The organism is Bradyrhizobium sp. WSM4872, from assembly GCF_055811715.1.
Map to the genome: position 1 here is coordinate 108,079 of NZ_JBVVPT010000015.1, position 25,119 is coordinate 133,197.

22 protein-coding genes are annotated in these 25,119 nt (G+C 63.1%); 13 read left to right on the forward strand and 9 right to left on the reverse strand.

Translation table 11 applies throughout. From position 1 onward, the window contains the following. Positions 1–226: 226 nt before the first annotated feature. Positions 227–2,314: an AsmA family protein gene (locus AC0L3C_RS20890; protein ID WP_473408858.1), complete on the forward strand. Its 2,088-nt coding sequence runs from the start codon at positions 227–229 to the stop codon at positions 2,312–2,314. A 273-nt stretch (positions 2,315–2,587) separates the two neighbouring features. Further along, the gene (locus AC0L3C_RS20895) at positions 2,588–5,035 is read left to right on the forward strand and encodes an adenylate/guanylate cyclase domain-containing protein (RefSeq protein WP_473408859.1); all 2,448 of its coding nucleotides are present in this window, start codon (positions 2,588–2,590) and stop codon (positions 5,033–5,035) included. A 196-nt stretch (positions 5,036–5,231) separates the two neighbouring features. On the opposite strand, the gene AC0L3C_RS20900 is transcribed toward AC0L3C_RS20895, so the two are convergent. The 5 genes from AC0L3C_RS20900 to AC0L3C_RS20920 form a co-directional block, all read right to left on the reverse strand. Continuing rightward, the gene (locus tag AC0L3C_RS20900; protein WP_473408860.1) at positions 5,232–6,011 is read right to left on the reverse strand and encodes a hypothetical protein; all 780 of its coding nucleotides are present in this window, start codon (positions 6,009–6,011) and stop codon (positions 5,232–5,234) included. After that, complete coding sequence (locus tag AC0L3C_RS20905; protein ID WP_473408861.1) at positions 6,004–6,783, reverse strand: hypothetical protein; 780 nt, start codon at positions 6,781–6,783, stop codon at positions 6,004–6,006. Before AC0L3C_RS20905 ends, AC0L3C_RS20900 begins: the two co-directional genes overlap by 8 nt. Then, the gene (locus AC0L3C_RS20910; protein WP_473408862.1) at positions 6,780–8,600 is read right to left on the reverse strand and encodes a hypothetical protein; all 1,821 of its coding nucleotides are present in this window, start codon (positions 8,598–8,600) and stop codon (positions 6,780–6,782) included. The genes AC0L3C_RS20905 and AC0L3C_RS20910 overlap by 4 nt, the downstream gene beginning before the upstream one ends. Continuing rightward, positions 8,600–8,827 carry a hypothetical protein gene (locus AC0L3C_RS20915; RefSeq protein WP_473408863.1) on the reverse strand — a complete coding sequence of 76 codons (228 nt, stop codon included), beginning with the start codon at positions 8,825–8,827 and terminating at the stop codon, positions 8,600–8,602. Before AC0L3C_RS20915 ends, AC0L3C_RS20910 begins: the two co-directional genes overlap by 1 nt. 151 nt (positions 8,828–8,978) lie before the next feature. Further along, positions 8,979–10,577 (reverse strand): DNA cytosine methyltransferase, encoded by a 1,599-nt coding sequence (locus AC0L3C_RS20920; RefSeq protein ID WP_473408864.1) that lies wholly within the window; start codon positions 10,575–10,577, stop codon positions 8,979–8,981. A 64-nt stretch (positions 10,578–10,641) separates the two neighbouring features. Here AC0L3C_RS20920 and AC0L3C_RS20925 point away from each other — a divergent pair, with 64 nt between their 5' ends. Both AC0L3C_RS20925 and AC0L3C_RS20930 read left to right on the forward strand, forming a co-directional pair. Further along, entirely contained in the window at positions 10,642–11,136 is a 495-nt protein-coding gene (locus AC0L3C_RS20925; RefSeq protein ID WP_473408865.1) for a very short patch repair endonuclease, read from the forward strand. 354 nt (positions 11,137–11,490) lie between these two features. Next, positions 11,491–12,318, forward strand: coding sequence for a hypothetical protein (locus AC0L3C_RS20930; RefSeq protein WP_473408866.1), 828 nt, complete (start codon positions 11,491–11,493; stop codon positions 12,316–12,318). On the opposite strand, the gene AC0L3C_RS20935 is transcribed toward AC0L3C_RS20930, so the two are convergent. After that, a complete protein-coding gene (locus tag AC0L3C_RS20935; protein ID WP_473408867.1) occupies positions 12,319–13,608 on the reverse strand; it encodes a Spy/CpxP family protein refolding chaperone in 1,290 nt (429 codons plus the stop codon). Positions 13,609–13,750: 142 nt separating this feature from the next. After that, positions 13,751–14,758, reverse strand: a complete 1,008-nt coding sequence (locus AC0L3C_RS20940; RefSeq protein ID WP_473408868.1) for a LysM peptidoglycan-binding domain-containing protein — start codon at positions 14,756–14,758, stop codon at positions 13,751–13,753. Between the two features lie 200 nt (positions 14,759–14,958). Between AC0L3C_RS20940 and AC0L3C_RS20945 the strand changes: the two genes are divergently transcribed. From AC0L3C_RS20945 to AC0L3C_RS20975, 7 genes are all read left to right on the forward strand, one after another. Beyond that, positions 14,959–15,669 (forward strand): TolB-like translocation protein, encoded by a 711-nt coding sequence (locus AC0L3C_RS20945; RefSeq protein WP_473264172.1) that lies wholly within the window; start codon positions 14,959–14,961, stop codon positions 15,667–15,669. A 120-nt stretch (positions 15,670–15,789) separates the two neighbouring features. Further along, entirely contained in the window at positions 15,790–18,453 is a 2,664-nt protein-coding gene (locus AC0L3C_RS20950) for a bifunctional diguanylate cyclase/phosphodiesterase (RefSeq protein ID WP_473408869.1), read from the forward strand. A 306-nt stretch (positions 18,454–18,759) separates the two neighbouring features. Next, positions 18,760–19,719, forward strand: coding sequence for a helix-turn-helix domain-containing protein (locus AC0L3C_RS20955; RefSeq protein WP_473408870.1), 960 nt, complete (start codon positions 18,760–18,762; stop codon positions 19,717–19,719). Positions 19,720–19,817: 98 nt separating this feature from the next. Then, positions 19,818–20,108, forward strand: coding sequence for a hypothetical protein (locus AC0L3C_RS20960; RefSeq protein WP_473279849.1), 291 nt, complete (start codon positions 19,818–19,820; stop codon positions 20,106–20,108). Positions 20,109–20,212: 104 nt separating this feature from the next. Further along, positions 20,213–21,418 (forward strand): NAD(P)/FAD-dependent oxidoreductase, encoded by a 1,206-nt coding sequence (locus AC0L3C_RS20965; protein ID WP_473408871.1) that lies wholly within the window; start codon positions 20,213–20,215, stop codon positions 21,416–21,418. 93 nt (positions 21,419–21,511) lie between these two features. Further along, complete coding sequence (locus AC0L3C_RS20970) at positions 21,512–22,429, forward strand: MBL fold metallo-hydrolase (RefSeq protein ID WP_473408872.1); 918 nt, start codon at positions 21,512–21,514, stop codon at positions 22,427–22,429. Positions 22,430–22,630: 201 nt separating this feature from the next. Further along, positions 22,631–22,990, forward strand: coding sequence for a hypothetical protein (locus AC0L3C_RS20975; RefSeq protein ID WP_473264167.1), 360 nt, complete (start codon positions 22,631–22,633; stop codon positions 22,988–22,990). 71 nt (positions 22,991–23,061) lie between these two features. Here the strand turns inward: AC0L3C_RS20975 and AC0L3C_RS20980 are convergent, their stop codons facing one another. Beyond that, positions 23,062–23,184 (reverse strand): hypothetical protein, encoded by a 123-nt coding sequence (locus AC0L3C_RS20980; protein ID WP_018456612.1) that lies wholly within the window; start codon positions 23,182–23,184, stop codon positions 23,062–23,064. Positions 23,185–23,280: 96 nt separating this feature from the next. Next, the gene (locus AC0L3C_RS20985) at positions 23,281–23,457 is read right to left on the reverse strand and encodes a hypothetical protein (RefSeq protein ID WP_157642977.1); all 177 of its coding nucleotides are present in this window, start codon (positions 23,455–23,457) and stop codon (positions 23,281–23,283) included. A gap of 139 nt (positions 23,458–23,596) precedes the next feature. Between AC0L3C_RS20985 and AC0L3C_RS20990 the strand changes: the two genes are divergently transcribed. Then, a complete protein-coding gene (locus AC0L3C_RS20990; RefSeq protein WP_473264166.1) occupies positions 23,597–23,728 on the forward strand; it encodes a hypothetical protein in 132 nt (43 codons plus the stop codon). Positions 23,729–23,850: 122 nt separating this feature from the next. Continuing rightward, positions 23,851–24,975, forward strand: coding sequence for a lactonase family protein (locus AC0L3C_RS20995; protein ID WP_473408873.1), 1,125 nt, complete (start codon positions 23,851–23,853; stop codon positions 24,973–24,975). The last annotated feature ends 144 nt before the right edge of the window (positions 24,976–25,119 follow it).

Consider the following 25,119-nt stretch of genomic DNA (forward strand, 5'->3'; position numbering starts at 1 on the left):
CTTGTGAATTTCGTTGGCAAATCGCTTGGAACCATCAACATCAGGATCGCGTAAAACCGCGCCGGGGAAGTGTGCCATAAGTCACATAACTTTGCAGCACCCCCAGACTATTTTTACGTGCTTGGAGCCGCTTCCCGTCCCGGGATAAACTCAGGCGCAAAGGACGGGTGCAAATGACGGTCATGTGCCGGATTCGACGCCGATCGTCCGCCGCTGGAAAGTCGACATGAGAGCCGTGAAATTCGCCGGCGCGGCGGTGGCCGCAATCGTCATCGTGATCGCACTCCTGCTCGTGGTCGGGATTCCCTCGGGCTTCCTGACGTCGAGGATTGCCTCGCGGGTCGAGAGCGCGACCGGCTATCGCCTGTCGATCGATGGCACCACCAGAATCAGCCTGTGGCCGACGCTGAACGTGACGCTGAACGACCTCACGCTTGCCGACCCCAAGGACCGCAGCGGCATCGCGCGCCTGACCATCGACAGCGTGCAGGCCGACATGTCGCTCTCGAGCGTCTGGTCGGGCCGCCCGAAGATCAGCGAACTCGTCGTCACCCATCCCGTACTCTACCAGCCGCTGCTGCGCGAGCGCCTGCCGAATGCCGGCGGCACGTCGAAGCCGGTCGCGCTCGATACCGACGGCGCCGCCATCGACCGCATCAAGGTCACCGATGGCGAGATCGCATTCGCGCGCGTGCGCGATCGCGTCGAGAGCCGCATCAGCGCCATCAATGCCGATGCGATCGTTGGCCGTGATCGCAAGATCAATATCACCGGCACCGCACGGGTCGGCGAGCATCCGACCAAATTCGACATCAAGGCAACCACGCCGGCGCCGCCGGCCGACCGGCCGACCATTCCGGTGGATTTCGCCATCGACATGCCGGACGTACTGAAGTCCCGGCTCGCGGGTCATGCCGAGATGCGGCTGAGCGGCGATGTCGTGATGATCAACGGCGTGAGCGGCACGCTCGGCGATGGCGCGTTCAACGGCTGGGCCTCGGTCGATATCGCGAGCAAGCCTTTGGTCAAGGTCGATCTCGATTTCCAGCGGCTCGCGATCCCGCTGGCGAAATCGCCGGAAGGCGCGTCCGGGCAGCCCTGGAGCGATGCGCCGATCGACGTGTCCGGGCTCAATTATGTCGATGCGCAAATCAGGATCTCCGCGCACGAGGCGGTGATCGGCGAGGCACGCCTCGCGCCGCTGGCGGTCGATGCAAAACTCGCCGGCGGCGTGCTGAAGGCCGGCACCGCCAATCTCGGCGCCTATGGCGGCCAGGTCTCGGGCGAATTGATCCTGGATGCGACCAGCGGCGCGCCGAGCTTTGCCATGCATTCCGACCTCGCCGGCGTGCGCGCGCTGCCGCTGCTGCAGGGCCTCGCCGAATTCGACCGGATCGACGGCAAGCTGCAGGCCAAGCTCGCACTGCGCAGCGCCGGCACCAGCCAGCGCGCGCTGATGGCGAACATGCAGGGCACGGCCTTCGTCAATTTCCAGGACGGCGCCATTCGCGGCATCAACGTCGCGCAGATGATCCGCTCGCTGACCTCGGGCACGTTGTCCGGCTGGCAGGCAAACCAGGACAACGGTCGGGAGCAGAGCACGGATCTGTCGCAGCTCTCGGCGTCGTTCCGGATCGACAAGGGCCAGGCGGTGACCACCGATCTCAGCCTGACCGGACCGCTGGTCCGCGTGACCGGCGCCGGCACGGTCGCACTCGACACCAAGATGATGGGCTTTCGCGTCGAGCCGAAGCTGGTGATGACGACCGAAGGCCAGGGCCGCGCCGCCGAGCCGGTCGGCTTCGGCATCCCCGTGATGATCCAGGGCACCTGGTCGCAGCCGCGGATCTATCCCGACATGGCCGGCATGCTGGACAATCCGGATGCCGCCTATGCCAAGCTGCGCGAGATGGGCAAGGGGCTGTTCGGCGCTGATGGGGCCGGGCTCGGCAATATTTTGAGCAACCTCGGCCTCGGAGGGACAACCGCGCCGGGTGGCGGCAATGCGGCCGGCAATGCCAATCCGCAAACCCAGCAGCCCGGACAGAACCCGCTCGGCGGCCCCTTGGGCGAGGCGCTCGGCAATCTGATCCAGCAGGGACTTTCCGGTGGCGCGGGAAACGGCACTGGGACTGCCACTGGGACTGCCACCGGCACCGGCACTGCCACCGGCCGCAGCCGCAGCCTGCCTGCAGCGCCATCCACACTGATGCCGCAAGCTTCGCCGGCGTCCCCCGGCCTGGAGGACCCGCCGGCGGCGCAGCAGGACAGCCAACCGATGAACGACGTGCTGCGGCAGCTCTTTAATCGATGATTGCAGGACCAAAGCGCTGGACTCCCAGCCCTCCCTTGCCAAGGCTACCCCCTTACATCGGCTGGCCCGGCGGCGGCTTCCCCCAAACGGATGAGACTGCGACAATTCACCATGCTTCCGCCTGCCCCGACGCCCACATCGGGTAACCACACCGGCCGGTCAGGCGGCCCCGACCAGTCCCTTCACAGTCCGTTGGACCAAATTGTGCTAGAAGGCTCGCAGGGTCCGTGCGGCCCGTAGCGCCGGCGCCGATGGCGGCGCGAGAGGATCGGGATGGCAGGAGCGAACGACAAGACACGGTTTCTGCGCGAGGGTCTGTTCGCCAAATACGTCGTCTCTCTCGTCGGCCTCGTCGTGTTCGTGCTCGCCGTCAACGGCGCGATGGAGAGCTGGATCTCCTACCGCGCCACCAAAACACAGCTGACCGACGGTCTCGAGGACAGGGCGCAGGCGGCCGCGCGGCGGATCGAGCAGTCGATCTCCGAGCTCGAGCGCCAGATCAGCTGGGTGACGACGGCCAGCCGCGACACGCTCGAGAAGCGTCGCGCCGACTACGCCCAGCTCTTGCAGCAGGTCTCGGTCGTCACTCAGCTGTTCCAGCTCAACGGCGACGGCCGCGAGGTGCTGCGCGTCTCGCGCCAGTCGACCACGACCGGCAGCAATGCCGATCTCTCCCGCGACATGCGCTTCACCGACACGGTCGCCCGCGGCGTCAGCTACGCGCCGGCCTGGTTCTCCGACCGGACGCCGTTCATGTCGATCTCGGTGGCGCATTCCGGTTTCAACGCCGGGGTCACCGTGGCCGAGCTCGATCTCAGCTTCCTCTCCGAGTACCTCTCCGACGCACAGGTCGGCAAGGCCGCCTTCGCCTATGTGGTCGATCCGCGCGGCCGCGTGCTGGCGACGTCCTCGAAGGGGCCCGAGATCGGCAAGGACCTCTCGAAGCTGCCGCAGGTTGCGGCCGCGGTCGCACCGGGCCACGAGCCCGACAATTCGGGCACCGACTTCAACGGCCATGCAGTGATGAGCGCGGCGAGCACTGTGCCGAAGCTCGGCTGGAGCGTGTTGTTCGAGCAGCCGACCACGCAAGCCCTGATGCCGATCCGCGACCAGCTGGTGCGCATCGCGCTTTTGATCGGCATGGGCCTTCTGGTCGCGATCCTCGCCGGCACGCTTCTGGCGCGCCGCATGATCATTCCGATCACGGCGCTGCGCGACGGCGCGCACAAGCTCGGCGAGGGCGATTTCAGCCATCGCATCGAGGTCCACACCGCGGACGAGCTGGAAGATCTCGCCGGCCAGTTCAACCGCATGGCCGACCAGATCCAGGAGACCTATTCGGACCTGGAGACCAAGGTCGAGGAGCGCACCCGCGATCTCGCGCAGTCGATCAACGAGCTCAAGGTGCTGGAAGAGGTCGGCCGCGCGGTCGCCGCCTCGCTCGATCTCAACGCCGTGCTGCCGACCATCGCCGCGCGTGCGATCGAGATCACCCATGCCGACGCGGTGCTGATCTACGGCTATGACGCCGAGGTGCGCCGCTTCAATCTGGTCGAGGCCAACGGCATCGACAAATCCGCCGACGGCGCCCATGTCACGATCGACGAAGGCGAGAATATCCTGAGCGATGCGGCCGGGAGCGGCGAGCCGATCGTGATTGCCGATCTCGACCAGGCCTCCGAGCAGCCGCTGCGCGACGTCGCGATCGAGGCCGGCTTCCATTCGGTGCTGGTGGTGCCGCTGGTCGACCAGCAGGGCACGCTCGGCTCGCTGGTGGTGCTGCGCCGCGCCAGCGGCGAGTTCGCCCCAAGCATCATTGGCCTGATGCGCACCTTCGCCAACCAGGCCGTGCTGGCGATGCGCAATGCGCGGCTGTTCACCGAGGTCGACCACAAGGGCCGCGAGCTCGCGGCGGCGCACGAAACCGTGCAGCAGCAGGCCGCCAAGCTCCAGGAGCAGACGGAGCAACTCCGCAACTGGAACCGTTCGCTGGAAGAGCGGGTCGAGAAACAGTTGGGCGAGATCGGCCGCATCAAGCGGCTCGAACGTTTCCTCGCGCCGCAAGTCGCGCAACTGATCGCCTCGTCCGACGGCCACGACGCGCTGCTCGACAGCCACCGCCGCGAGGTCACCGTCGTGTTCTGCGATTTGCGCGGCTTCACCTCGTTCACGGAGGCGACCGAGCCGGAAGAGGCGATGAACGTGCTGCGCGAATATCACGCCGCGCTCGGCGAGCTGATCCACCGCTATGAGGGCACGCTCGACCGCTTCGCCGGCGACGGCGTGATGATCCTGTTCAACGCGCCCATCCAGTTCGCCGACCACACCAAGCGCGCGGTGAAGATGGCCGTCGAGATGCGCGATGTGATCGGCCAATTGACCGAGAAATGGAAGAACCGCGGCCACTCGCTCGGCTTCGGCGTCGGCGTCGCCATGGGTTACGCCACGCTCGGCCAGATCGGCTTCGAGCAGCGGCTCGAATATGCCGCGATCGGCAGCGTCACCAATCTCTCCTCCCGCCTCTGCGACGAAGCCAAGGCCGGCCAGGTCGTCGTCAGCCGCCGCGTCTACGGCATGGTCGAGCCCTGGGTCGAAGCCCGCGCGCTCGACGATCTCGTGCTCAAGGGTTTTAACCACCCCGTGCTCGCGATGGAGATTCTGTCGTGGCGCGAGGAGGTGGAGAACGTGGTGGACGCCGCCGCGGCAAGGCGGCGCGGGTAGCCCAAACAAAAAGTGCGAAAACAACCCCATGCACAGTAGCCGGGGCCTGCAAGATCAATGGGTTACGTTGGCACGGAATTGGCTGGAGGCGGTTTGACTCGTCGGGCAAAACACCGGCAGGATGGTATCATCGGGCGATCAGGCCGGACTTATCTCATCAAATTCGCACCGCAGCTGCCTATCTCAAATTGAAGCGTCAACGTTGGCCATTTACCCCGATCGGCATTGTTGACCTTGAGAAGGCTAATGTCGGGGCATTCTTCTTCCATGCATTAAATTCAACGGGAAGAACGGTGGCGAGGCCGCCCGGCGGCAAATTCTCAGGGTCGAACGTCAAATCCAATTGGCGAATGACGCGAGCAAAGCGCCTGATGCTCCCACCACCTTTTCCGGCCGCACCTTTTCGCGGTCGTCCAGAGATTGGATCTGCATAGAGGCGTGCTGCTTCCGCAATGATAGGCCGGCTTCGGATTATGCGTTGAGTGCCGCCTAGCTGCTCCAAAATGTCCCCATGCCGACGAAGTGGATCCGGACTATCGTTGGTAGCCAAAAGCAGGAAACGTGAATTGGGGCCGTGATCGCGGCAAAGCTGCCATGCTGTGCGTACCAGATGCCGATAGTAGTGCCGATAGTCCGAGCTCAGTACATAATGATACTCCTTGCTAAGACGACGTTTTCCTTCTGAGTCCGCCGGACAAAGCTGATCGAAGAAGTACAATGAAAGCCCGGTCCACAAACCTCTGTCATTCGATATACTCGCCGGCTCAAGCGCCCCAAGCCGCACGTTGAGCTCGCGCCCAAATTCAAACCGATTTGGAAATACCCGCTGAACCAACTTTATTGTCGCGGCGATGGGTTCGGAACTATCAGGGTGTGAGAGCAAGTGAAATGGCGGAGCTTCGCTTGCGCCTCCGGCCAAATACTCAGAGAACTTAGCAAGCCCCGTGTCATTCAGACGTCGCAAATATTCAGCCATTGCCCTGCCCCGGTAACATCTGTCTCGCCCTCTCTACGAAGCCCTTCGTCTCGCAGTAGCGACGAACGACATCATCTACCCAAGTCTCTTTCCCATCGTCGTCGTCATCGTCCAGATCATCAGGATCGGTATCGACCCCCAGACCCTCGCCACAGAAACGCTTCCAGTCCGCTTTCCAGCCGTCATCCTCCTCTGACGGATTGCTCGCCAAGTGGAGAAGAACGATACGAAAGGCCGCTGGGAGGATCGATCCTGAAACTAATGGATTTTCATGTACCCTGTGCATCAGGGCCGGAATCCTGCTGCTCAGCAACAAGGTTGGGCCGGAGTCATCGTTTATATCTACCCGCCATACTTCCTGCCCCAGATCTCGATACTCGACAGGAAAGATACTCTTCCGGCCCGCATGTTCTCCTTCAACTGAAGGCCGTAGCCGGTCCGCAGAAGCAAGAATCCTTCCGGGCTGATGCTCGATGTCCACGACCTTGATACGGAAGAGTATCCCACCGGATTGGTCCAATTCATTCAAGATGAGCATATCTGGGATTTCGGTAGCCCCGACTGTTCCGCATTCGAAGCGCATCGCCGTACTGCGATGATAAGCTTCAACCGATACTACCGCTGACGCTGGAAGGCCTAGCGATCCAAGATCGATTCCGACCTTTGCTTTCGGGGGCTGGCCTGAGACAGCCGGCAGGAGACGAAGATCAATCCTCTCCTGAGAAATCTTCTTCCTGCCCGTAGAATTAATACGTCTCTTGGCGCCGCTCATGGCCTAGCTCTCGCATCAACGATCAGATCACGATTGACGTCGAAGCCACTTGCTTCGAACCGAAATTCTGGAGACGTGACCGACAATTCTAGAATATTGGCTTCAGGAGCATTATAGTCGAGGTTTGTAGCGTCAACTTCGATATCCTTGCCGGTTAAATCGAAATCCAGCGGGCTGTGTTTGGTGAACGGATCTGCACCAAGAACATCATACGCGACGCGTACACGAATTGACTTTGGGTAAGCCCACGCTGCAGCGCCCGGACCAGGAACAATGGCAAACCCGCCATCTCCACGTTTTTGAATACGAAAAGCCTTCTCCTTGGGAGCAAGATTCGGCGGAACTATGCTCGTCTTTCCCTTTCTACGGCTCTCCGACTTTGTCGGATCGTCGAGCGAGAAGAAATCGATGAGGGCATCCTTCTCGCGTCGGTCAGCCTGCTCGCTCACGATAGTATAAAGATCCCATAGTGCATGACGCAGGGTCTTCAAAGCTTGACTTGGATTGCGCCAATTCGCATTCAGTTTTTCCGCGGCCCCACTCCACGTGGTGTGCGCTGGATTCTCGGCGTCGCCAAGAAAACTGACGACATCCTCATGTGAGGCAACAAATGCCCCGTATGCACTGGCACCACTAAAATAGCGCGCCTCGCCCGGCACTGTGATTGATCCGCGCGCGAAAAGAACGAAGGGCTTCGATCCTTCTGGTGGCGGCTTGATCAATAGATCGACCGAGCTGTTCTTCTCCTCTCCATTCTTGCGCTTCAACCGAACCGGCATGCGAACGTGGACCAATTCGCCGCGTCCGTAGCACTCTTTCATCTTTGCCAGTTGCGCCTTTTCGAACAACTCAGAAGTCAGCGACTTGACTGGAAGCGCCGACACGAACGGCGGATCTTGCGAAAATCTCGCACTAACCTGTTCCACAAAACTGTAGCGGTCGGAACTATCTTTCTCACCGATCAGAGCCTGCTTGGCGACGGCGCCAAAGCTTTTCGCATTGATGACGGTTGAACCAACTTCGATAACAAGGCGGCCGGCCAATATAGGAAAGTAGTAATTGGCTACTGCACCACGAATGATGACGTCCTCTGTGATCTTCTCACTTACAAATGGAATTGCTAGCGACAATCCGCTTTGGGTCGTTCGCGTGATGCCAAATTGCGTTTTGAACAACTCGATCGCTGCCGCATCAGTCACCGGCATCTGCATTCCAGCTTCATTTCTTTGCTCGAACCAGAAAGCGTGCGCGACATATTTCTTGCTGCCGATTTCGTGGTTCGCAAGCACAGCCTGGCCCATGAGAAGCGGTTGAACTTCGCCAGCCTGAATAGTCAGCCCAAAAAAACACCTGATGTCGGACGATGTCGAGTAAACCAGCTTGCCCAACCCCCAACGGCCGCCCAGACGGCCGGTCTTGCCTGATTTTCCGTGGCGCCGCCAAAAGGAATGAAAGTTTCCTCCGTCAAGCGAACCCGGGTCACCCGTCAGCCCTTTGGTCGCAAAATCCTCAATAACGAGCACACGAGGCTTCTTTTCGTCCATCTCCCAAGCATTGATGCCGCATGCATTGAGATGGTCACGCAACAACGAAAACCGCGCTCGAAATTGCTGCGCATCAGGTGGCGGGACTTCGTGCAGACCGAAGCGCACCTTGACCGGCGTCGTCGAACCGAGCGCAGCATCCGCTGAGTTTTGAATGACCTCCCGCACGATTGCTTCGGCGAGAGTGACTTCATCATTGTTGAATTGATCGCGCTGCGTCAACTCTTGCTCAATATAGCGAGGATTTCGTTCTTCAAAATTCCACTCGGGCATTAATCCTCCAAACGAAATTCGGCTTCCCGCGCGCTGGCTTCACCGCCAAACTTTGATTTCGCTGCTTCCAATTCCTTTTGTAGCGTCCTGAAAATCTTCCGCACATCGTCTTCACTGTAGGCGTAAGCGCTACGGTTCGACAGATTGCCAATAAGTCTAATGTCGTTCAGAGCGCGCGAAACGCGCGCTTCGGCAAGTTGCACGAATTTTTTTCTCTTGTCACGCAATGGTTGAATTTCCGTCAGCTACATCGACGAAATATCTACCATGGAGCGGGCAATTCGCAATACAAATGCGATATATTTCCAGAATGTAACCAGACTTACATCGATATATTATTGATTTATATAGCCTATTTTACAAAATTTCTGCCCGATATTAACTGGCTATTCGCCCTGCTTTAGCCAAGGAGGTCGGCCTACTCACTAGAAGCTCATGGATCGAAAGGGCAATTCTTCGAGCGAGGAACGGCGGGACGGCATTCCCAACTTGGACGAACTGCTGGGTTCGATTGCCTCTGAAGAAGTAGTTGTCCGGGAACGTCTGAAGCCGAGCTGCTTCTCTAACCGTCAGGCTTCGGCATTGCGCAGGATCGGGATGAATAAAATAGTGGCCGTCTTTTGAGATGTGGCTCGTCACGGTTGTCGCGGGCGCGTTCCAGATTTGGACGCGAAAACGATCCGCAAATTTTCCACTCTTCCAGTTGCGATGAAACGGCGCGAGTTCTTGCGGAAAATCTCTTGCTTTCGGCGAAACACCGAGAACTTCACCATAGAGCGCTGCGTAGAAATATCGCCCTAGGTCGGCCGACATATGGGTGCGCGTTTCGTTGTTGGGGAAGCGCCTCAACTTTCCATCAGTGAGCCAGCGCTTGAGTTCATCAGGACAGGTGGTCGGGACCTGTGCGTAACTACCTCCCCCCCGCCGATACATCTTCCCGATGTTAGCCAATTCGCTTGCAGCACTCTTCGCTAGCGCCCTGAATTCCTTCCCATCGTCCTCATGTAGATCGCACGAAATCTTGGCTACGTTACGCATGATCTGACTAACAGCCGCCCGCCACGCCTCCTCACTATCGTCACGGTTGCTCAATCCACTTCTGAGCTTCGGCATCCCTTCGAGTACGTCGCGTACCTTGACAGTCGATTGCAGAGACCGAAAGAGTGCCGCGCCGATCTGCCGTTGATCAAGCTTCGCCGCAATGTCGCTACGAACGCCAACGATGATTACGCGGTGCCGTGACTGAGGGACGCCGTGCTGCTCTGCCTGCACGACGAAATCCAATGCAGTCGGATGAATCGCCTCCTCAAATAGCGCGGGCTGCGTTGAGCGCGATGCCAAAGGAATCAGTTTGTACGAACCACCACCAACCTTGCACAAGTCCCCAATAACTCGATCAAAGATGCGATCACCATCCACTGAAGAAGAGAGCAACCCTTTGACATTCTCCATGACAAAGGCCGCTGGCATCAGCTTCTGTAGAATCCTGATGTACTCCCTGTACAAGAAGTGTCGATGATCGTTGCTGGCGATGTAACCCTCAGTACCTCTATTGCGCGCTCTTCCGACGAGAGAGTACGCTTGGCAGGGAGGCCCGCCGATTAGAACTGTATTGCCGCGGAACCTCTTCTTAATGGCGTCAAGCCGTTCATCAATTTGGCGAATGGCTGAACTTGCACCCAGCTCAAGCTGCATGGTCTCGAGACAGGCGCGCTCCCATTCAGCGGGGAAAAGGGACCTCCAGTCCGGCTCCGGTATTTCTCCCTCAACAAATCGATAGTAGGCCTCGGGGGCCCGTCCATTGAACTGGCGGAAGAAGCTTCGGAACCGCAGCGTCTGGAATGCCGAAGGCTCTTTCTCCACTGACAGCGCAATATCGAATGGACGAGTCCCGCCTAGTTGGCGAATGCTCGAAAAGCCTTCTGCCAGCCCACCAGGCCCCGCAAATAAGTCAACAACGGCAAACTGTGGTTGCATCTTTCGCCCCGAACTATTGGAACCATATTCGAACGAGCCAGCTCTGGCGCCAGGAAAAGATGAAATGATCGACGTTGTCGACAAAATAACGCGGTCGAGAATGATGGCCGGGATTAAAGGGAAGAACACTAAGCCTGAATTGGATTTACGGAGCGCGCTGCATCAAATGGGTCTTCGATATCGACTTCACGTCTCCGGTCTGCCTGGACGTCCAGATATTCTGCTCCCTAGGCATGGCGCCGCAATCCAGATTCATGGATGTTTTTGGCATCGGCACGAACACTGCACATTCTGCACTACGCCCGGGTCGAATGTGCAATTTTGGAGATCAAAGTTTGCAGACACGATAAAGCGTGACAAATCAAACCTGAAGGACTTGCGGAAACTCGGCTGGAAGGTCGCCATCGTGTGGGAGTGCGCGATCAAGGAAAAGGGAGCCGAAGCGATCGCGGCGAGAATAGCGAGTTGGATCAAATCGGGCCGTTCCGTTGTGGAGCTTTCCAGTCGACAGGCCAATGCAGCCCGCCGGGCGAAGGCTCTGAGCGCTCTGAACAGTTGAATAAGCCCCCACTTCGCCAAATGCCACGACGACTCCTTTGGGGACCATACGGCTAAAACTGGGCATCATGACCACGCCCCGCGCTTCGGCCCGATCGCCTCGAACCCTGCCTTCTGCTCGTCGCTCAGGCCGGCCCGAAATCATCGGGAGATTGTGCCGAATCTCCCCACACTCTGATATGTTTTTCCCACTGGGTTGATCGATCCGGCGACTGCCATTGTGTTACGATCTAACCTTTCCCACGAACCACATCCCTCCTCGTTGCGACTAACGATCGCCTCCGCGTTGAGGCGAAAGTTCGGATGGAGCTGACCTGTGGCGCTTGCCTTGCCGTCGCGTGCGTATGATTTGCAGATGCTGGACCGGCCCGCCGATCACGCGCGTGATCACGGCTGGGTCTATGGTCTGCCGCCGGGCATCAGCAGCGAGCAATGGCCGCTTGATCCCGTCACCGGGTTTCCGCTGATGCACGGCTTCACGCTAAAACTGCCGGACGATTATCGCGTGCACGGCGAGGACATCGTCGCGGTGTCGTTCTTTGCCACGGCGTCCGATCACAATGACGGCGGGGCGCCCGACGATCCCGAAATTCGCGAGGCGGTGCAGGCGCGCCCCTCGCATCCGCGGCTCTCGCGCATGACTGACATCCTTGACTACGAATATGCCGCGCTGCTGTTGACGAAGCGTGAGTATGAGGGCGCGTTCGCGACGCCGCCGGCACCGCTTGCGCTTGTGACGGCGGAGCGGCCGCGCTGGCTCGATGTCGGCGGCGCCAGCGCCTTCTTCGAATCCGCCCCGCCGTTCGCGCAGAAGATGTTCGCACGCCGTCCGCGCGCCGATCTGGCGGAGAATCTCGCGATCGCCTTGATGCCGCGCGCGACCGATCCCAATGCCGGCAAGGCCCCGCAGGACCCGCACTTCCCGCGCAACCCGCCGAGCGGCTATCAGCCCTATTACCATTATGCCGGCGGCGTGCCGAGCCGCGACAATTTCCGCTTGCACGATTGGAGCAAGGACCACGCCCACAACCATCTCGGCGGCACCATGCGACCCTGCCAGGCGGTGCCGGAGATGAGCCCGTTCTACCTCGAGTTCGAGGAATATTTCGGCGGCTATAATTTCGGCGGCGGCAACGCGCAGCTCGACTTCAAGGACATGAAGTTCGAGTGGGCGTGCGGGTGATCACACCCCGCGCTTCGGCCCGATCGCCCCGAACCCCGCCTTCTGCTCGTCGCTCAGATCCGCCTCGAAATCATCGAGCGCGTCGCTGACGCCGTTTACCGCTTGCAGCATCGTCTCCAGCCACGCCTTCACGGCGGTGAGGCGGGCCTGTGGTGTCGCTGCCGCCTGTGACGGACAGGCGCTGAGCGTTTCCATGGTGCGCAGCGTGGTGTCCTGGAGCACGTCGAGGCGGGCGCGGGCGGTGTCGTCGAGCTTGAGCGTGGAGGCGATCTCGGCCGCGGGCCATTGCTGCTGCACGAGCTGCTCGTATTGGCGCTGCAGCTTCTCGTCGTAGCGGGGATCGCTGTCCGCCTGGCAGGCCGATGCCGCCTGCGGATTCTTTTGCTGGACCGCTGCGAGCGCGGCGCGACGGTCCTTGGCCAGGCCATCGAGTTTGGCCTTCTGGTCGCCGTCGAGGAGGTCGACGAATTTTGCCAGCGCGGGTGCGACGGCGTCCGTGGCCTTGATCATGGCCTCGATGCGCTCGCGCATCAGGCCGAGGCGCTCCATGGCTGTCGCGGGGACCTGCGTCGGACAGGCAGCGCGGATGGTGTCGCGCGCGGACAGCCAGGCTGTCGCGAGTTCGTCGAGCGCTGTGCGCTGCAATTCATTCGGCTGCACGATAGCGGCGATGCGATCGACCGGCAGTCCGCCGGTGTCGCTGGCATCGCAGACTGTCTCCGCGGTCGGGACTCGCCGTCCGCGCCGGCCGTGCGGCGCGGTGTAGGCGGCAAGCTCGGTGGCCGCATAAGGCGCGAAGATCGCGGCATAGATGTCGCCATAGCCATAGAGCGAGAGGCTGGTCGTATCGCCGAGGATGATTGCGCTGGTGAGGTCGTCATGTGCGAACGGCCAGAACACCGGGCCGACCCAGCCGTAGCTGCCGTCGGGGTGGCGCCACCAGCCCTGCGGGCGGCGGCCGCCGTGCCAGCCCGCCAGCGCAGCTTGCGCCGTCATCGCTGCACGCATGACGTAAGGATTGGCAGGCTGCCCTCGTTCAACACCGCGGGGATCTTGCGACCTCAATGCTGCGGAGCGGTATCGGCGGCCCCGCACCGCCATCCGGGCATGGCGCAGGCGCGACATGCCGATCATGTGGCCGACGGCAAAGCGCGCGACACCGAGCGGACCGCCGCGGAAGCCGAACTGCGCCTCGGCGCGACCCGGCAACAGCACCGCCAGAATCACCAGGGTTGCGCCTGATAGCGCCAGCCCCAGCCTTGGCCTGAGCCCCAAGCGTGATCTCGACATGACCACTAACCTGTCCACCTTGGCCCTCCTCCGGCGCCAAGCGCGCATCGCGTCGCATCACAACGACGCGCGAGGGAACCAAATGTTCCGGAAGCGCACAGGGCAAAGCGTCGCAACGCGCCCCGGCAGAGCCGATGCGGTGTTACTCCGCCTTCTGCGGCAGCACAAAAGTCTGGCCGGGATAGATCAAATTGGGATTGTGGATCTTGGCGCGGTTGGCGTTGTAGATCACCGCAAAGCGGGCGCCGTCGCCGTAAGCGAGCCGGCTGAGCGCCCACAGGCTGTCGCCGCGGGAGATCACCCGGCTGCCGCCTGTTTCCGCCGGTGCACCGCTGATGGCGTCCGCCGGCGAGGCCGATGCGACGGTCGGGGCCGCGGGCGCCCGCGCCATGACCCCCGACCCGCCCTTTGGTTTCGGTGCGCCCATCAATCTCGGCCGGGCCGCAGGCCTATCCGATACTGATGCCACGACATCCGACTTGTCGTCGGGCTTCTCGGCCTTCGCTTCCTGCTTCGTCTCTTGCCGCGCGACCGGAACAGGGCGCGCGGGCGGCGGTGCGGCTTCGGCGATCGTCACCGGCATGCTGCGGCCGGATTGCGTGACGGTGCCGTCAGGCGATTTCGCCCGCAGGGTCAGCTCATAGGAACCGGCGGGAAGCTGCGGCGGCGTTATCACGAACTGGCCCGACGCATCCGCCACCACCGTGTCGAGCGGCTTGCCGTCGCGCAGCAGCTCGACCTTGGCGCCCGGCGTCGCCCGGCCCGCGATCACCGCCGCCTCGCCGTGATCGTCGACGCGCGCCACGTCGAAACGGGGGCCGATATCGGCAACCGCCGACGGCGGCTTGACCGGTGCAAGATCGGCAAGCGCGGCCGTGACCTGCTTTTGCGTCTCGGCCAGTGCACCCGCCTTCGACTCGGGGGGCGGCGCCGGAGATGCAGCTGGTGCCGGCGCCGCGACAGCGGCGAGCTTGGGCTGTTCCGGCTTGGGTTCGACCTTGGGCTCGACCTTGGGTTCCGGCTTGGCGGCGATGTCGGTCTTCGCCCCCATCGGCAGCAGGCGACGCAGCTCGGTGGGGCCGATCACCAGCACGGCGCCGCCCACCGCGAGCAGACAGAATGCAATGAAGGCCTTGGTTGCGGTCACCATCGGAAACGAACCTTGATCAGGAAGAACCTTGATTTGGAAGAACCTGCAAATCAATCCAGTCGGCAAGTTGCGCCGTTTTGGCCACGGCAGCAAGACGGTCGATAGGATGATGAGCCGGCGTCGGGGATGAACCAGCGCAGGCCCGCCGGCGTCAAATGATCGAGGCCGCACCGCGGCATTTTTCTCGAGGAATTTTTACCGTGACCGCATTTTACCGTCCCGCACAATTGCCGGTACTTGGGCTGGTGCTTGCCCTCATCCTGGCCGCAACTCCGGGACTCGCCGCGTCCGGCCCGCCGCCGGATTACATCCTCACCGACAATGCCGATCTCGCCTTCACCTCACCCGACGGCGCCACGGCGATCGAGCAGTACATGAAGGACAGTGGAGATTTCGACGTCAAATGGCAGGCCTGGGCGAGGCGTGGTGGACAGATGACGGAGCTGAAGCCCGAACAGGGCTATGGGGCCGGCTTCCGTTGGACACCCGACTCGCAATGGCTGATGCGGATGCAGAAGACCGGCTCCGGCGAGCAGGATCTCTTTCTCTATCATCTCGAGAACGGCGCCTTCGTCAGCGCGACGAAAAAGAAGTCGCTCGGCGATCTCGCCTGGGCCTATTTCTACGGCCGGCCGGAGACGAAGCGGTTCGCCAAGCTCGACTTCCATATCTCGGCTCATCTCATGCAAGGCAGCGAGGAGGCCTATCGCGGATTCGGCGTGGAGCAGCCCGAAAACCGCTATCTCGTGATCTCGCTCGCGGGCGAATACGACAAGCACCCCAAGAATACCGTCATGAAGGGCCTAGGCGGCTGGCACTGCCGCTACGATCTCACGACTGGGCGCTTCGACGTGCCGGCGGTGTTCGCCAAGATCAACGCGGAGGCGTTGAGATGGGAGGTCCGGCGCTGATCGCGAAGGAACCCGCGGGAACCAACCCTCTGATTCCATTCCGATTCATGTTTTCCTAACCCTTACTGGTAACGCGCTCTTGTCGGTTTTGCCGCATCTTGCATCCCACGGGAGGGCTGCATGGGCACATCGATCCGATGGAGCGCGCGCATGCGCGCGTTGCTGCGCCGTTGGCGCGGCGCGCCGCTGACATGGCTGATCGCAGGGGGCTTCGTGCTGATGGCCGCAATGGCTGTGGGCACCGCGCTCACCGTCGACCGCTTTCGGCAGAATGCAATCGAGAGCGGCCGTGACAGCGTGGAGAGCGCGGTCCGGTTGCTCGCCCGCCATTTCGACCGCGAGTTCGAGGACTTCGCGGTGCTGCAGAAGAGCATCATCGCCGAGCTCGAAAGCCACGGCATCGAATCCGCCGATGTCTTCCGCAGCGAGATGGGCACGCTCGCCGTGCACGAAGTGCTGCGCGCCAGAGCCAGCGGCTGGTCGGACGTCGCCGGCGCCAACGTGTTCGACGCCAGGGGCGTGCTGATCAACTCGTCGCGGCGCTGGCCGGTCGCCGATGTTTCGGTCGCCGACCGCGGCTATTTCAATCGCCTCAAGAACGATCCGGCTTCGCAGGAAGAGGTCGAGGTCGTGCCCGGACGGCTGGGCAGCGGACCGGCCATCGTGTTCGCGCGCCGCGTCTCCGGTCCCCACGGCGAATTCCTCGGATTGGTCTCGCGTGCGATCGCGCCGGACCAGCTCGAATCCTTCTTCGCCTCGAGCGGACTCGGCGAGGATTCCTCGATCGCGATGCATCACCAGAACGGCCAGTTGCTCGCGCGCATTCCGCATGTCGACGCGATGATCGGGCAGAACTTCCGCAACGGCACGCCCGAGCAGATGGCGGTGTTCGAGCGCACCTTCGTCACGACCCAGCTCGCAAGCCCGATCGACGGCAAGGATCGCATCGTCGCCGCGCGCCTCCTGACCGGCGAGCCGCTGGTCGTGGTCGCGACCAAGTCGCTGGACGCGACGCTGGCCACATGGCACACGCAAACCAAATTCTTCGTGACCGTTGCCGTGCTCTCGATCGGCCTGCTCGTGCTGACGCTTTATTTCATCTTCCGCCAGATGACGCGCCGGCTCGCCGTGGAGAAGCAGCAGCTCGACACCGCGATGAACACGATGACGCAGGGCCTCCTGATGTTCGACCAGGACGAGCGGCTGATCGTCTGCAATCGGCGCTACATCGAGATGTATGGGCTATCGGCCGATGTGGTGAAGCCCGGCGCTTATTTCCGCCAAGTGATCCAGCATCGCCACGACACCGGCTCGTTCCACGGCGATGTCGATTCCTATTGCGACAGCATATTGGGCAATGCCGGGGAGACGCAGAGCACGATCGTCGAGACCTCCGATGGACGCCTGATCGAGATCAAGAACCAGCCCGGCGCCGCCGGCGGCTGGCTCGCGACCCATGACGACGTCACCGAGCGCATTCGCGCCGACGAGCGCATCGCCCATATGGCGCATTACGACGCGCTGACCGACCTGCCCAACCGCGTGCTGATGCGCGGCCATCTGGAGCGGCGCGTCGCGGAGCTTGCCCAGGGCAAGCCGTTCGCGATCCTCTATATCGACGTCGACGAGTTCAAGGGCGTCAACGATTCGCTCGGACACGAGGTCGGCGACGAGCTGCTGCGCCAGGTCGCGAACCGCCTGCGCGCCTGCGTCAGCGGCAACGACATGGTCGCACGGCTGGGTGGCGACGAATTCGCCATCGTCAAGGCCGGCACAAGCGATGAGGCCGAGCTGACGGCGCTCGCCGAGCAGATCCTGAAGGCGCTGCGCGCGCCCGTGGACTGCAACGGCCAAGAAATTCCGACCGATGCCAGCATCGGCATCGCGATCGCACCCGACCACGGCGACAATCTCGACGATCTGCTCAAGCGCGCGGATCTCGCGATGTATGCGGCGAAATCCGAAGGTCGCCGCACCTTCCGCGTCTTCGCGCCCGAATACGACGCCAAGGCGCGGCTGCGCCGCCAGCTCGAGTTCGATCTGCGCCAAGCGCTGGCCCGCGGCGAATTCGAGGTGCACTACCAGCCGCTGGTCGATCTCGCGGCCAACGTCGTCACCGGCTGCGAAGCGCTGCTGCGCTGGCACCATCCGGAACGCGGCATGGTGTCGCCCGCCGACTTCATCCCGGTCGCGGAAGAGACCGGATTGATCGGCGAGATCGGCGAATGGGTGCTGAGGCAGGCCTGCCTCGAGGCCGCTTCCTGGCCCGGCCAGATCCAGATCGCTGTCAACGTCTCACCGGTGCAGTTCCGCTCGCGGACACTGGCGCTCAAGGTCGCAGCCGCGCTCGCCGAGTCGGGTCTCGCCCCCGGACGGCTCGAGCTCGAGATCACCGAGACCGTTCTGATCCGCGACGACCAGGAGGCGCTGACGATCCTGCAGCAGCTGCGCGAACTCGGGGTGCGCATCGCGCTCGACGATTTCGGCACCGGCTATTCGTCCCTGAGCTATTTGCATCGTTTCCCGTTCGACAAGATCAAGATCGACCGCAGCTTCATCAGCGACATCGGCGAACCCGAAGATTCCTCGCCGATCGTGCAGGCGGTGGTGCACATGGCCGCCGCCCGCCACATGGCGACGACCGCCGAAGGCGTCGAGACCGAAGCGCAGCGCGCGGTGCTGCTCGAGCTCGGATGCAGCCAGATGCAGGGCTGGCTGTTCAGCCCTGCCGTGCCGGCGGCGAAGTTGAAGCAGCTGTTGTCGGCACAGGCGGCCGCGGCCTAGCGGCGCCCCGGTCGTCCCAGCCCCTCCGTTTGGAGGACTGTGTCGCGGAATCGGACAAGGCTTGTCCGCTTCGAGGTTCGGCCGTCCCGCGCCACAGGCGTGCCCGATCGCGACATCACAGGCACTTCTCCTCCACTCCCGCCCGCCGTGCGTTCGCGAAAGCGCGGGCCGGCTTGGAGCAGGATCGGACAAAGCATGCCGGGTTCAGGAAATACGCACCGCAACCGCGGCGCATAGAACACGCGCCGTTCCGTACAAATGCGGACGACTGATCAAAAGCCCGAGCTGATCAGCAGGAGCCACCTCATGACCGGGAACACTGCACTCATGTGCAATCCCTCGCACAAGGGCTTGCCGCCCGCACCCGACGCACAGCCCGACGACCGCTCGACGTCCGAGCGGCGCGCCGCCGACGCGGAGATGGCGCGCGTGCTCAGGACCCAGCCGTTTCGCATGGCGCTGGACTCCTCCGGTGCGGGTATCGCGCACTGGAAGCACGATCCGCTGCACGACGTCGTCGAGCCCATGCGCCACCACGTGATCATGGCGCATAAGGGCGTGATGCAGCGCATGGAGCGGCGGTCGGGAAAGTCGATCGCAATCGGCACGTTTCGTTCGGGGGTCGTGAACATCGTTCCGGAAGGGTCGAGCTCCCGATGGGACATTCCGAAGCCCGTCGACGTCGTGCAGCTTTACCTTCCCGACGCAACGCTGCAGCGCGTCGCCGGCGAGGCCGGGACCGCCGGGCCGGCCGAATTGATTGAGCGAACGGCGCATCCCGACACGATCACGTCCCGACTGCTCCTGAGCGCGGCGGATTCGCTGGAGGGCCATGGCGTCCTAGATGCGCTGTTCCGGCATCAACTCACGGATCTTCTGGCCACGCGCCTTTTGGCTGCGCATGCGGGATCGCCAACCACGTTCCAGCCGACCATGGGCGGGCTGGCGCCGAAGGTCCTGCTCCGTGCAATCGAACGATTGCGCTCCGATAGCGAAACGGACGTCTCGCTCGATGCGCTGGCGTCCGATGCCGGACTGTCGCGCTTTCATTTCTGCCGGTCCTTCAAGGAGAGCACGGGGCTGTCGCCGCATGCCTGGCTGCGCCAGCACCGGCTCGAGCAGGCCATGAACATGCTGCGGGAGAGCGATGAAACGATCGTCTCGGTCGCCGCGGCGCTTGGCTATTCCTCGCAGACCGCCTTCGCCGCGGCATTCAAGAAGCTGACGGGCGAGACGCCGAGCGATTGGCGCAGGCGCATGCGTTAGCAGCAATCTCTCGACAGCGACGGCAATCGCGCTGGGGCAACGGCAAATCGGGTCGGCTACATCATCTCCATGTCCAGACCAATCGAGGGAGACCAGAGATGACCTGGAAAAATTTCGTCAGCCGACGGCTGATGTCGTCACGCCGCCGAAGCCTCGCGACCGCGACCTTGTACGGACTCTCGCTGGCCGTTCGCTTCACGTCGGCGACGGGCGAGGAGGTGGAAATTCCGGCTTACACCATGCACCCGGCACAACCGCCCGTTTCCATCATGATCCGAAATGGCCCCGGCCTCCCCTATCAGGACTGGAATCGAAGTGAGCTGCAGCCCGTCGTCCTAGGCTACGGCCGACCGCCGAGATCGCTGCCGGCACGCTGCATCGCGCCTTAAGGCCAGCGATCCAACCCACCCCCACGCGCCGACGCCGGACGCTGAACTCAGCGCAGCAGCGCGGTCGCGCGCGGTCTTTCGAAAAGCAACAAAGGAGAGAATCCATGCGACTCATCATCATCGGTGCCGGCTTCGCCGGCATGTACGCCGCCCTTTCCGCAGCCCGGCTGCGCGACATCCGCGGCGTCTCGCCGCAAGATCTGCAGATCGCGCTCGTCTCACCGGAGCCGACGCTGGTGGTCCGTCCGCGGCTCTACGAGCCGAAGCCGGAAACCCTGACGGCCCCGCTGCTCGAGGTCCTCGAAGCGATCGACGTCGACTACATCCAGGGCAGCGCCGAGACGATCAACACCGAGGCCCGAACGGTGCAGATCACGCCATCGAGGGGCGCGCGAAAGGCCTTGTCCTACGACCGCCTCGTCGTGACCACCGGCAGCCGGCTGTTCCGTCCGAACATTCCGGGCCTCGCGGAGCACGGCTTCAGCGTCGATTCGCTCGACGACGCCGTAGCGCTCGACAAGCACCTGCATGGCCTCACGAAGCGGCCCGCCGCGAACGGACGCGACACGGTCGTCGTCGCCGGCGGCGGCTTCACCGGGATCGAGGCGGCCACCGAAATGCCGGCGCGGCTGCGCGAAATCCTGGGCCCCAATGCCAGCACTCGCGTCGTCATCGTCGATCGCAACACTGCGATCGCACCCGACATGGGTGCAGGCGCCCGCCCCGTCATCGAGGAAGCCTTGCGCAAGATTGGCGTCGAGACAAGGCTCGGTGCCGGCGTCGCCGCGCTCGATGAGACCGGTGTCACCTTGTCCAGCGGTGAGCACATTGAAACCGAGACGGTGATCTGGGCGGCGGGCATGCGTGCAGCGCCGCTGACCGCGCAGATTCCCGCCGAGCGCGACAATTTCGGACGATTGCTGGTCGATCGCTGCTTGCAGGTGTCAGGCGTTCAGGGTGTCTTCGCGGCCGGCGACGCAGCACGCGCCGCCTGCGACGACGAGGGCAATTACGCACTGATGTCGTGCCAGCACGCCACGCGAATGGGCGCCTTTGCCGGCAACAATGCCGCGGCCGAATTGCTCGGCGTTCCGACCAGGCCCTACCACCAGAAGGCCTACGTCACCTGCCTGGACCTCGGCGAAGCCGGCGCGCTGTTCACACGCGGATGGGAGCGCAAGGTCGACCTGGTCGGCGACGTCGCCAAGAAGACCAAGCGTGAGATCAACACCGTCTGGATCTATCCGCCGAAGGCGGAGCGCGCCCTGGCGCTCGCGTCGGCCGACCCGGAACGGGTGACCGAAGTCTAGCGCACCAAGCGATCACGGGCTGCGCTCTCCCCCGGCGGCGCGGCCTGCTCAACCACCAGCGGGAAGCCTCTATCTTTGAAACAGGAGACCAACATGAATCTGCACAACACCTCATATCCCGTGTCGTCGGGACCCGAAGAGCTCGTTCCGTCGCGCTACGCGCTGAAGATCGGCGAGATCGACGTGCTGGTGGTCAGCGACGGCGTGCTGCCGCTGCCGACCAAGATGCTCGCGCACAACGCCGACCCGGCGGTGCGGGCGACCTGGCTGCACGACATGTTCCTGCCGCAGGACGCTTTCGACTGGGCGCTGAACGCCGTCATGGTCCGCAGCGGCGGCAAGACCATCCTCATCGACGCCGGACTGGGCTCGGACCCGAACCTGAACTTGCCGCGCGCCGGGCAGTTGATCAGGCGACTGGCAGCCGCCGGCATCGATCTCGCGGCGGTGACCGATCTGGTGTTGACCCATCTGCACATGGACCACATTGGCGGCCTGCTGGTCGACGGCGTGAAGCAGCAGCTGCGCAAGGACCTGCGGATCCACGTCGCGGCCGCCGAGGTCAAATTCTGGGAAAAGCCTGATTTCTCCCGCACCGCCATGCCGGAAGGGTTTCCGGACGCGCTTCGATCGACCGCCAAGCAGTTCCTGAAGGAGTACGGCCCTCAGCTGCAGCTGTTCGATGACGAGCAAGAGATTGCGCCAGGCGTCGTCGCCCGTCGCACCGGCGGTCACACCCCGGGACACAGCGTGGTTCGCATGGCGGCCGGCGACGACGCGCTGACATTCGCCGGCGATGCCGTGTTTGCCGTCGGGTTCGAGCAACCCGACTGGCACAACGGTTTCGAGCACGACCCCGAGGAGGCCGCGCGCGTTCGCGTTCGTCTGTTGCGACAGCTTGCCGAGACCGGCGAAATGCTGGTGGCCACGCACCTGGCATTTCCGTCCGTGGGCCGGGTAGCAGCCGACGGCGACGCCTTCCGTTGGGTGCCGGTGTTCTGGGACTACTGACCGCTTGCCGGGCTAGAGCCGAAGCAGGGCGCGGACCCGATAAGTCCGCGCCCTTGAAAATAGGATCAAACATCGACCCTCGCGGTTGCCCTGCTGAGACGGCTGGAACCCGATCAGCGGGCGCCAGCCAGCATTGCGTCACGTGCAGCGCAGGCGGCTCCTCGTCTGCGCTCGTGCGCGCGCGGGATCGAGCGAGGCGACATGGCGATCGTGGCATTTAGGATGATCACTCTCGTAGCGGTTGCTGTCATGATCGGCCCATCCGTGGAGGCCCGCGACGATGGTCGCTACGCGAACTCTCCCCTCAAGGGCTGGTTCGAGAGCCTGCACAGCAAGGGCGGCGGTCCGTGCTGTGCCGACGCCGATGGCACGGCGCTGGACGATGTCGACTGGGACACGAGCAACGGACATTATCGCGTCAGGCTCCTGGGCGACTGGATCGAGGTGCCCGACGACACCGTGATCACCGAGCCGAACCGCGCCGGCCGCACCATGGTCTGGCCGTATTATGTCAACGGCCGCGCCATGATCCGCTGCTTCATGCCCGGCAGCATGACTTGAGATTTTAAGTTCTGATGTCCCGGGCGCGGCGCAGCATGCAACGATGCGCCGTTGAACCGGACGGTGCGGGCTCACTTGACCTGCTTGGCCGCGTGGATCTCGACGAACTCTGAGTCGGGATGGGCGACGATGGTGGCGAACATGATGCCACTGATGATGAGCGACCAGGCGGTGTCCCAATAAATCCAAAACACGTGCCAGCCTCCGTTTCGATCTGCTCCGCCCGCGGGATCAGGGTAACGGCAAGGCGAGGCTGCCGTTCCCGGCGCCTGTGCGGCGCGGCCGAGGTGCTATTTTGGTTTGGTCGGCGCGGAGTTGGGATCGGTTTGGCCGGTGTGGCGCTTTGCCACGACGTCCTCGTCGCGCTCGCCCTGACGCGGGCGCGGCGGCGACTTGGGCTGGCCGGCCTGACCGCCATGCTTGCCGCCCATGTCGGGCTTACCTTCAAGATCGTTTTCACGGGGCATGCCGGTTCAATGCGCTCGCGCGGCATTGGTTCGGTTCGCCTGTGAACGAGTTCATAGGATCGCCGCGATTTGCAGTGCACGATCGCCAGGCCCGCCCCTCGCGAGCATTCTCATTCATATGACTGACGGATACGGCCTGATGCGGAAGCCACTCGTCGCCTGGACGATCCTGACCTGCGCGCTGCTCGCGGTCACCGTGTGGACCGTGCTCGGGCCGCCCCACATCCCGCCCGGGCCCCATCTGCCCTCCCGCACAGCGGCGATACGGTAGATCTCCCACCGATACCATTTCGGCATCGATTGATCCCAATTGGAGTTTGGTGCGGCGGGGCGGCTGCCGCTATCCTCGCCGGCAAAACGACAAATGCCGCACCGGCATCCAGGAGGACCCCCATGGTGAGATCGACCCGACGCATCAGATCCGGCGTACCACGTGCCGCGATCGCCACCACACTTGCTTTCCTCACTCTCGTTTCTGGAGTCCGCGCCGGCATGGCCGAGACCTTCGCCTATGTCGGCAACGCCGACAGCAACGACATCAGCGTGTTCAAGATGGCCGAGAGCGGCGAGATGACGCCCGTGCAGACGGCTACCTTCACCGGCGTCGAAAAGCCGGGGTCCTCGACGCCGCTCGCGATCACGCCCGATCATCGCGTGCTGATCGCCGGTGTCCGCTCGCAGCCGTTCGTTGCGGTGAGCTTTGCGATCGATCCCAAGACGGGCCAGCTCAGCCATATCGGCAACGGCCCGCTCGCCGACAGCATGGCCAATATCGCCATCGACCGTAGCGGCAAATTCCTGTTCAGCGCCTCCTATGGCGGCAACAAGGTTGCGCTGAATCCGCTGCTTGCCAATGGCGTCGTGGGCGAGCCGAAGCAGGTGATCCCGACCGGGCTGAACGCGCACGCCTTCCTGCCCTCGCCCGACAACCGCTTCGCGTTCGCGACCAATCTCGGCTCCGACCAGATCCTGGCCTTCGCGTTCGACGCCGCGACCGGCACGCTCACGCCGAGCGATCCGCCGGCTCACAAGGTGCCGGAGAAATCGGGGCCGCGGCATTTCGTATTCCACCCCAACGGCAAGTTCGTCTATCTCCTCCACGAACTAAACGGCGACGTCGCGGCGTTCGCCTATGAGGCGAAAGGCGGCGCATGGGACGAGATCCAGCGCACCAGCGCTTTGCCCGAAGGATTTACCGGAAAGGCCTGGGCCGCCGACATCCACGTCACCCCCGACGGCCGTTTCCTCTACGCCTCCGAGCGCACCACCAGCACGCTCACCGCCTACAAGGTCGATGCGACAACCGGCAAGCTGACCACGATCGGCAGCGTGCCGACCGAGAAGCAGCCGCGCGGCTTTCACATCGATCCCGGCGGGCGCTACCTCGCCGCGGTCGGCGAGCTCTCCGACAGCATGACGGTCTATGCCATCGACCAGAGCAGCGGCGCGCTCGCCAAGCTGAAATCCTACGCCACCGGCAAGAAGCCGAACTGGGTGGAGTTCTTGAGCCTGCCGTGAGGCGCGCCGTCAGCTTCCTCGCCATCATGGCCGGGGGGGGGGGGGGGGCGGGGGGGGGGGGGGGGGGGGCGCGGGGGCGGGGGGGGGGCGGGGGGGGGGGGGGGGGGGGGGGGGCGGGGGGCGGGGGGGGGGGGGGGGGGGGGG

Excerpts from the sequence above, each read along its gene's own strand:
- AC0L3C_RS20890 (WP_473408858.1), top strand. The coding sequence starts at position 227 with ATGAGAGCCGTGAAATTCGCCGGCGCGGCGGTGGCCGCAATCGTCATC.
- AC0L3C_RS20895 (WP_473408859.1), top strand. The coding sequence starts at position 2,588 with ATGGCAGGAGCGAACGACAAGACACGGTTTCTGCGCGAGGGTCTGTTC.
- AC0L3C_RS20900 (WP_473408860.1), bottom strand. The coding sequence starts at position 6,011 with ATGGCTGAATATTTGCGACGTCTGAATGACACGGGGCTTGCTAAGTTC.
- AC0L3C_RS20905 (WP_473408861.1), bottom strand. The coding sequence starts at position 6,783 with ATGAGCGGCGCCAAGAGACGTATTAATTCTACGGGCAGGAAGAAGATT.
- AC0L3C_RS20910 (WP_473408862.1), bottom strand. The coding sequence starts at position 8,600 with ATGCCCGAGTGGAATTTTGAAGAACGAAATCCTCGCTATATTGAGCAA.
- AC0L3C_RS20920 (WP_473408864.1), bottom strand. The coding sequence starts at position 10,577 with ATGCAACCACAGTTTGCCGTTGTTGACTTATTTGCGGGGCCTGGTGGG.
- AC0L3C_RS20925 (WP_473408865.1), top strand. The coding sequence starts at position 10,642 with ATGATCGACGTTGTCGACAAAATAACGCGGTCGAGAATGATGGCCGGG.
- AC0L3C_RS20930 (WP_473408866.1), top strand. The coding sequence starts at position 11,491 with ATGCTGGACCGGCCCGCCGATCACGCGCGTGATCACGGCTGGGTCTAT.
- AC0L3C_RS20935 (WP_473408867.1), bottom strand. The coding sequence starts at position 13,608 with ATGTCGAGATCACGCTTGGGGCTCAGGCCAAGGCTGGGGCTGGCGCTA.
- AC0L3C_RS20940 (WP_473408868.1), bottom strand. The coding sequence starts at position 14,758 with ATGGTGACCGCAACCAAGGCCTTCATTGCATTCTGTCTGCTCGCGGTG.
- AC0L3C_RS20950 (WP_473408869.1), top strand. The coding sequence starts at position 15,790 with ATGGGCACATCGATCCGATGGAGCGCGCGCATGCGCGCGTTGCTGCGC.
- AC0L3C_RS20955 (WP_473408870.1), top strand. The coding sequence starts at position 18,760 with ATGACCGGGAACACTGCACTCATGTGCAATCCCTCGCACAAGGGCTTG.
- AC0L3C_RS20960 (WP_473279849.1), top strand. The coding sequence starts at position 19,818 with ATGACCTGGAAAAATTTCGTCAGCCGACGGCTGATGTCGTCACGCCGC.
- AC0L3C_RS20965 (WP_473408871.1), top strand. The coding sequence starts at position 20,213 with ATGCGACTCATCATCATCGGTGCCGGCTTCGCCGGCATGTACGCCGCC.
- AC0L3C_RS20970 (WP_473408872.1), top strand. The coding sequence starts at position 21,512 with ATGAATCTGCACAACACCTCATATCCCGTGTCGTCGGGACCCGAAGAG.
- AC0L3C_RS20975 (WP_473264167.1), top strand. The coding sequence starts at position 22,631 with ATGGCGATCGTGGCATTTAGGATGATCACTCTCGTAGCGGTTGCTGTC.
- AC0L3C_RS20985 (WP_157642977.1), bottom strand. The coding sequence starts at position 23,457 with ATGCCCCGTGAAAACGATCTTGAAGGTAAGCCCGACATGGGCGGCAAG.
- AC0L3C_RS20990 (WP_473264166.1), top strand. The coding sequence starts at position 23,597 with ATGCGGAAGCCACTCGTCGCCTGGACGATCCTGACCTGCGCGCTGCTC.
- AC0L3C_RS20995 (WP_473408873.1), top strand. The coding sequence starts at position 23,851 with ATGGTGAGATCGACCCGACGCATCAGATCCGGCGTACCACGTGCCGCG.